The 7,034-nt window shown below is 53.7% G+C and carries 9 protein-coding genes; 1 reads left to right on the forward strand and 8 read right to left on the reverse strand.

Annotated elements, in window-relative coordinates; genetic code table 11:
• Window positions 1-19: 19 nt before the first annotated feature.
• From fabF to yceD, 8 genes are all read right to left on the reverse strand, one after another.
• Complete coding sequence (gene fabF / locus AA74_RS0106125) at window positions 20-1,261, reverse strand: beta-ketoacyl-ACP synthase II (RefSeq protein ID WP_008500794.1); 1,242 nt, start codon at window positions 1,259-1,261, stop codon at window positions 20-22.
• Between the two features lie 91 nt (window positions 1,262-1,352).
• Window positions 1,353-1,589, reverse strand: coding sequence for an acyl carrier protein (acpP, locus tag AA74_RS0106135; protein WP_003857954.1), 237 nt, complete (start codon window positions 1,587-1,589; stop codon window positions 1,353-1,355).
• A 154-nt stretch (window positions 1,590-1,743) separates the two neighbouring features.
• Window positions 1,744-2,478: a 3-oxoacyl-ACP reductase FabG gene (gene fabG, locus AA74_RS0106140; protein WP_008500795.1), complete on the reverse strand. Its 735-nt coding sequence runs from the start codon at window positions 2,476-2,478 to the stop codon at window positions 1,744-1,746.
• A gap of 12 nt (window positions 2,479-2,490) precedes the next feature.
• Window positions 2,491-3,420, reverse strand: coding sequence for an ACP S-malonyltransferase (gene fabD / locus AA74_RS0106145; RefSeq protein WP_025911817.1), 930 nt, complete (start codon window positions 3,418-3,420; stop codon window positions 2,491-2,493).
• Window positions 3,421-3,435: 15 nt separating this feature from the next.
• Complete coding sequence (locus AA74_RS0106150) at window positions 3,436-4,389, reverse strand: beta-ketoacyl-ACP synthase III (protein ID WP_008500797.1); 954 nt, start codon at window positions 4,387-4,389, stop codon at window positions 3,436-3,438.
• 6 nt (window positions 4,390-4,395) lie between these two features.
• Window positions 4,396-5,430, reverse strand: a complete 1,035-nt coding sequence (gene plsX / locus AA74_RS0106155; RefSeq protein WP_021240758.1) for a phosphate acyltransferase PlsX — start codon at window positions 5,428-5,430, stop codon at window positions 4,396-4,398.
• Between the two features lie 80 nt (window positions 5,431-5,510).
• Window positions 5,511-5,684 (reverse strand): 50S ribosomal protein L32, encoded by a 174-nt coding sequence (gene rpmF / locus AA74_RS0106160; RefSeq protein WP_003857964.1) that lies wholly within the window; start codon window positions 5,682-5,684, stop codon window positions 5,511-5,513.
• A 16-nt stretch (window positions 5,685-5,700) separates the two neighbouring features.
• Entirely contained in the window at window positions 5,701-6,222 is a 522-nt protein-coding gene (gene yceD, locus AA74_RS0106165) for a 23S rRNA accumulation protein YceD (protein ID WP_021240759.1), read from the reverse strand.
• 140 nt (window positions 6,223-6,362) lie between these two features.
• Between yceD and AA74_RS0106170 the strand changes: the two genes are divergently transcribed.
• Entirely contained in the window at window positions 6,363-6,947 is a 585-nt protein-coding gene (locus AA74_RS0106170; RefSeq protein ID WP_025911824.1) for a nucleoside triphosphate pyrophosphatase, read from the forward strand.
• Window positions 6,948-7,034: the final 87 nt, after the last annotated feature.

Consider the following 7,034-nt stretch of genomic DNA (forward strand, 5'->3'; position numbering starts at 1 on the left):
AGCTTTCGGGCCGTCAGGCTCAAACCTTTTTGAAGATCAGAGAACCATTCGTGCCGCCAAAGCCGAAGGAGTTACACAGGGTGTACTCCATACCGCTAACCTGGCGCGCTTCATGAGGAACGAAGTCCAGATCGCAACCTTCATCCGGGTTATCCAGGTTGATGGTTGGCGGAACAGCCTGATCGCGCAGCGCAAGGATAGAGTAGATGGACTCTACTGCACCCGCAGCACCCAGCAGGTGACCGGTCATAGATTTCGTGGAGCTAACCAGTACGCGGCTGGCAGACTCGCCGAAGATAGACTTCACAGCCTGCGCTTCAGCTTTGTCGCCTGCTGGCGTAGAGGTACCGTGAGCGTTAACGTAGCCAATCTGCGCTGGGGTAATACCCGCATCACGGATCGCGTTTTCCATCGCCAGCGCAGCACCCGCACCGTTCTCCGGAGGAGAGGTCATGTGATAAGCATCGCTGCTCATACCAAAGCCAACGACTTCAGCATAAATTTTCGCACCGCGTTTTTTCGCATGTTCGTACTCTTCCAGCACGAGCATACCTGCCCCGTCACCCAACACGAAACCATCGCGGTCTTTATCCCACGGACGGCTCGCCGCCTGAGGATTATCGTTACGGGTAGAAAGCGCACGCGCTGCACCAAAGCCACCGACACCCAATGGGGTACTGGCTTTTTCAGCACCGCCCGCAACCATAGCATCTGCATCGCCGTACGCAATGATACGCGCGGCCTGGCCGATGTTATGCACGCCAGACGTACACGCGGTAGCGATAGAAATGCTTGGCCCACGCAGGCCGAACATAATGGTCAGGTGACCTGCCACCATGTTAACAATCGTGGACGGAACGAAGAACGGGCTGATCTTACGCGGTCCGCCATTCATCAGCGATGTATGGTTTTCCTCGATCAGGCCAAGACCGCCAATCCCGGAGCCGATAGCAGCGCCGATACGGGTTGCGTTCTCTTCCGTAATCTCAAGGCCAGAATCCTGCATGGCCTGAACGCCAGCGACAATTCCATATTGAATGAAGGCATCCATCTTGCGCTGTTCTTTGCGCGAGATGATCTCTTCACAGTTAAAATCCTTTACTAAGCCAGCAAATTTCGTTGCATAGGCGCTAGTATCGAAATGGTCGATTAGGCTGATGCCGCTCTGACCGGCAAGGAGAGCTTTCCAGGTGGACTCTACGGTATTGCCGACAGGAGACAACATGCCAAGTCCGGTCACAACTACACGACGCTTAGACACGTTTGTCCTCCAGGGAGGGATAAAAAAAGAGATTTGTGGGACTAAAAAAGATAAAACTCAGGCGGTCGAATGACCGCCTGGAGATGTTCACTTACGCCTGGTGGCCGTTGATGTAATCAATGGCAGCCTGAACGGTGGTGATTTTCTCAGCTTCTTCGTCCGGAATCTCAGTATCAAACTCTTCTTCCAGAGCCATTACCAGCTCAACGGTGTCAAGAGAATCTGCGCCCAGGTCTTCAACGAAGGAAGCGGAGTTCACAACTTCTTCCTGCTTAACGCCCAGCTGTTCGCCGATAATTTTCTTAACGCGTTCTTCGATAGTGCTCATACTCTTAAATTTCCTATCAAAACTCGCTTTCGCGATGGTTTTCGTAGTGTATAAAATGTTGAAAAATTTGCAACTAAATCCCGGCAGGTCTTACCACGATTTTACGTTATTTTGAGGCCATTTGCCCTAATAACGCAAATATTTTCGATCGTGATTAAACCATGTACATCCCGCCGTTGACGTGGAGGGTCTCACCAGTGATGTAACCCGCTTCGTCAGAGGCTAAAAATGCAACCGCACTGGCGATTTCTTTAGGGTCGCCAAGACGACCCGCCGGAACTGCCGCCAGTGTACCCGCACGCTGCTCATCGGTCAGCGCACGCGTCATGTCCGTTTCAATAAAGCCCGGAGCAACAACGTTTACAGTAATCCCGCGGGACGCGACTTCACGCGCCAGCGATTTACTGAAACCGATCAGACCTGCTTTCGCCGCAGCGTAGTTAGCCTGACCAGCATTTCCCATGGTACCAACCACAGAACCAACAGTGATAATACGACCATGACGCTTTTTCATCATAGCGCGCATTACCGCTTTTGACAGACGGAATACAGATGACAGGTTGGTTTCGATAATATCGTTCCACTCGTCATCTTTCATTCGCATCAGAAGGTTGTCGCGAGTGATCCCGGCATTATTGACCAGAATATCCACTTCACCAAACTCTGCGCGAATATTTTCCAGAACAGATTCGATAGATGCTGGTTCGGTCACATTCAGTACCAGACCTTTACCGTTCGCACCCAGATACTCGCTGATGGCCTGCGCGCCATTCTCGCTGGTTGCTGTACCAATCACCTTCGCGCCGCGCGCAACCAGTGTTTCAGCAATTGCACGCCCGATACCGCGGCTTGCGCCAGTCACCAGGGCGATTTTTCCTTCAAAACTCATGGTATTCCTCTTTTATTGCGAGAGTGCCGCTGACATCGCTTCCGGCTCGTTAATCACCGAGGCTGTCAGGGTGTCAACAATACGTTTCGTCAGACCGGTGAGGACTTTCCCTGGGCCGACTTCATACAGATGCTCAACGCCCTGAGCGGCCATAAACTCAACGGTTTTGGTCCACTGTACCGGGCTGTAGAGCTGGCGAACCAGTGCGTCGCGGATAGCTTCCGGCGCGGTTTCGCATTTCACATCGACGTTGTTCACAACGGCAATCGTCGGTGCGTTAAACGTAATTTTTTCCAGCTCAACCGCCAGTTTCTCGGCGGCTGGCTTCATTAACGCACAGTGGGACGGCACGCTGACCGGCAGCGGCAGCGCGCGTTTCGCGCCAGCAGCTTTACAGGCAGCACCGGCACGCTCAACCGCTTCTTTATGACCAGCGATAACCACCTGGCCCGGCGAGTTGAAGTTAACCGGTGAAACCACCTGCCCTTCAGCAGATTCTTCACACGCTTTTGCAATCGCAGCATCATCCAGACCGATGATAGCAGACATGCCACCTGTGCCTTCTGGCACCGCTTCCTGCATGAATTTACCGCGCAGTTCCACCAGACGTACGGCGTCAGCAAACGCGATCACACCGGCACAGACCAGCGCTGAGTATTCACCCAGACTATGGCCCGCGAGCAGCGCTGGCGCTTTACCGCCCTGCTGCTGCCAGACACGCCACAGCGCAACGGACGCTGTCAGCAGCGCTGGCTGTGTCTGCCAGGTTTTGTTCAGTTCTTCGGCCGGGCCCTGCTGGGTCAGCGCCCATAAATCATAACCCAGTGCATCAGAAGCTTCACGGAAAGTCTCTTCAATGACCGGATAGTGTGCTGCCATTTCAGACAACATCCCAACGGTTTGAGAGCCCTGACCCGGGAACACAAAAGCAAATTGCGTCATTTTTTAACCCTTATTCTAGAAACGAACCAGCGCGGAACCCCAGGTGAACCCGCCACCGAAGGCTTCAAGCAAGACCAACTGGCCCCGTTTGATTCGCCCGTCGCGTACCGCTTCATCAAATGCGCACGGTACTGACGCCGCAGAGGTGTTGCCGTGACGATCCAGCGTCACCACAACGTTATCCATCGACATGCCCAGCTTTTTCGCGGTCGCGCTGATGATACGCAGGTTCGCCTGATGCGGCACCAGCCAGTCGAGCGCGGAGCGCTCAAGGTTATTCGCTTCCAGCGTTTCATCAACAATGTGCGCAAGCTCAGTCACCGCCACCTTGAACACCTCGTTCCCTGCCATGGTCAGGTAAATCGAGTTGTCCGGATTAACGCGATCGGCGTTAGGCAGGGTCAAAAGCTCACCGTAGCTGCCATCAGCATGCAGATGCGTAGAGATGATACCCGGCTCTTCGGACTGCCCCAGCAGCACCGCGCCCGCACCATCACCAAAAATAATGATCGTTCCGCGATCGGTTGGATCGCAGGTACGCGCCAGCACGTCAGCACCGATCACCAGCGCATATTTGACGGCTCCGGACTTCACGTACTGATCGGCAACGCTCAGCGCATAGGTAAAACCTGCGCACGCAGCGGCAACGTCAAACGCCGGGCAACCTTTAATGCCGAGCATATTCTGCACCTGGCATGCCGCGCTTGGAAAAGCATGTGTAGCAGACGTCGTGGCCACCACGATCAAACCGATCTGTTCTTTATCAATGCCCGCCATCTCGATAGCACGCTGTGCGGCTTCGTAACCCATGGTGGACACGGTTTCGTCTGGCGCGGCGATACGACGTTCACGGATACCTGTGCGCGTGACAATCCACTCGTCAGACGTATCTACCATTTTTTCCAGATCGGCGTTAGTACGCACTTGTTTTGGCAGGTAGCTGCCGGTACCTAAAATCTTCGTATACATGTACGCTCAGTCACTTTTAGCTAATACAGATTCCAGGCGAGCGGCAATCCGCTGAGGGACTTGTCGCTGCACCGCCTGCACTGCCTGTTCAATGGCGACAGAAAATGCTCGCTGATTGGCGGCGCCATGACTCTTAATCACGATGCCGCGCAATCCTAACAGACAGGCGCCATTATACTGGTCGGGGTTGAGGTGACTGAATCGCCGCGTCAGGCTCTTTTGTAACCAACGCTTCAATAAAATCAGCCACCAGGCGCTTTTTTTGCCCTCTCCCTGTGATTTCAGCAGAGAAAGAAACATCCGCACGACCCCTTCCATGGTCTTCAACGTTACGTTTCCGGTGAAGCCATCGCAGACCAGAACATCCGTTTTACCCGTCAACAACTCATTGGCTTCGAGATAACCAATATAGTTGATGGAGGGAACCTGTTTGAGCAATTCAGCTGCTTCGCGAATGCTGTCCAGGCCTTTGGTCTCTTCTTCACCAATGTTCAGTAACGCAACACGGGGAGTATTGATCCCGACCACTTCTTCTGCCAGCACCGATCCCATTACGGCAAACTGAGCCAGCATTGTACTATCACAATCGACATTCGCGCCCAAATCGAGCACCACCGTCTTGCCCTTCTGCTGATGCGGCAACACCGTCACCAGCGCCGGGCGCTCAATACCGTCAATCGGTTTGAGCAACAATTTCGCCAGTCCCATCAGCGCGCCGGTATTACCCGCGCTGACGCAAGCCTGGGCTCGTCCTTCTTTCACCAGCTCCAGCGCTATCCGCATCGAGCTGCCGCGGCTATTGCGAATCGCCTGCGAGGGTCGGGCATCACTGGCAATAACTGACTGCGCAGGAATAATCTGCAGACGTGAACGTTGTTCAAAGTCAGCTTTTGCAAGTAATGGCGTGATTGCGTCGGGATTGCCGACTAAAAGAAGAGTGAGTTGCGAATTAGAATTCAGTGCCTGCAATGCTGCAGGCACTGTCACGGAAGGGCCAAAATCTCCCCCCATGACATCTAACGCCAGGGTTAGACGTGTCAAGGTATCGTCGCAGCCTGGTTCGGTAAGTTCCCCGTTTGCACGGGGAGCTCCTCACTAAGCCTAATCACGCTGACGCGTGATTACTTAGTGATAACCTTGCGGCCGCGGTAGAAACCGTCAGCGGTGATGTGGTGACGCAGGTGTTTCTCACCAGAAGTCTTGTCTACAGACAGGCTGGTAACTGCAGTCAGCGCGTCATGGGAACGACGCATGCCACGTTTGGAACGGGTTGGTTTATTCTGTTGTACGGCCATGGACCTTACTCCTCAATTACTTACGCTTTAAGCTGGCTAATACGGCAAATGGGTTTGGTTTTTGCGCTTCATCAGGCAGTTCCCCAAAGACCATGTCCGCCTCGGACACTTCACAGTGTTCAGAATCATGCACCGGAACGACTGGCAAGGAGAGGATGATTTCATCTTCAACCAGAGCCAGAAGATCGATTTCACCGAATTCGTTAACCTCAATCGGCTCATACGCTTCCGGGAGTGCTTCAGCCTGTTCGTCAGAACGAACCGGACTGAAACAATACGTTGTGTGAACATGCTGTACAAACGGTTTCCCGCAACGCTGACACTCGAGCGTTACCGTCACCTTTGCATCACCGGTTAACACGGCGAGGCGCTGGTTGTCGATAGCGAACGACATGGAGCATTCTACATCACTGTCCACACTGACTACGGATTCGGCAATACGCTCAGCCTGATCGGAAGTATAGATACCTTCGTAATCGAGGCGTTTTTGAGCCGTACGTACCGGATCAAGAGTCAGGGGTAATTTTACCTTTTGCATAGGGCGCGCATATTAACTTTGTAACGTCATAGAGTCAAAGAAAAAGGCAACCAGAGCTGCCTTTTGCCAATTATTCGCACACATTGCGGCCTGTAGTTTAAAATGGCTGGCATCGATACGCTATATCTGGTGATAAAAATATGCCAAATCTCGTCCTTGCTTCCACGTCTCCCTACCGCCGAATGCTGCTGGAAAAGCTCGGGATCCCGTTTGAATGCGCTGCACCAGACGTGGATGAGACGCCACAGCCGGGCGAGTCACCGCGCCATCTGGTGACGCGTCTTGCTAAGGAGAAAGCGCAGTCGCTGGCCGCACGCTATCCTTCGCATTTGATTATAGGCTCGGATCAGGTTTGCGTAATGGACGGCGAAATCACCGGCAAGCCGCATACAGAGGAAAATGCCTGCCAGCAGCTTCTGCGCGCGCGCGGTACTATCGTGACCTTCTATACGGGCCTCGCCCTCTATAACGCCGCGTCAGGCCATCTGCAAACGGAGTGCGAGCCGTTCGACGTACACTTCCGCCATCTCAGCGAGCAAGAGATTATGGATTATGTGCGTCGTGAGCGTCCGCTGAACTGCGCGGGGAGCTTTAAAAGTGAGGGGCTGGGGATTGCGCTGTTCGACAAGCTGGACGGTCGGGATCTGAACACCCTGGTGGGGTTACCGCTGATTGCCTTGTGTCAGATGTTACGGCGAGAAGAGTGTAATCCGCTGACGATGTGACCTTCGCCGGGTGGCGCTGCGGTATGAACCGGAAACATGGGTAACACTTTAGACCGGATACATGGGTAACAGTTATAACTGGCATAG

Origin of the sequence: Enterobacter sp. 5-4 (assembly GCF_000612205.1) — a bacterium.
Lineage (GTDB): Bacteria > Pseudomonadota > Gammaproteobacteria > Enterobacterales > Enterobacteriaceae > Enterobacter > Enterobacter roggenkampii.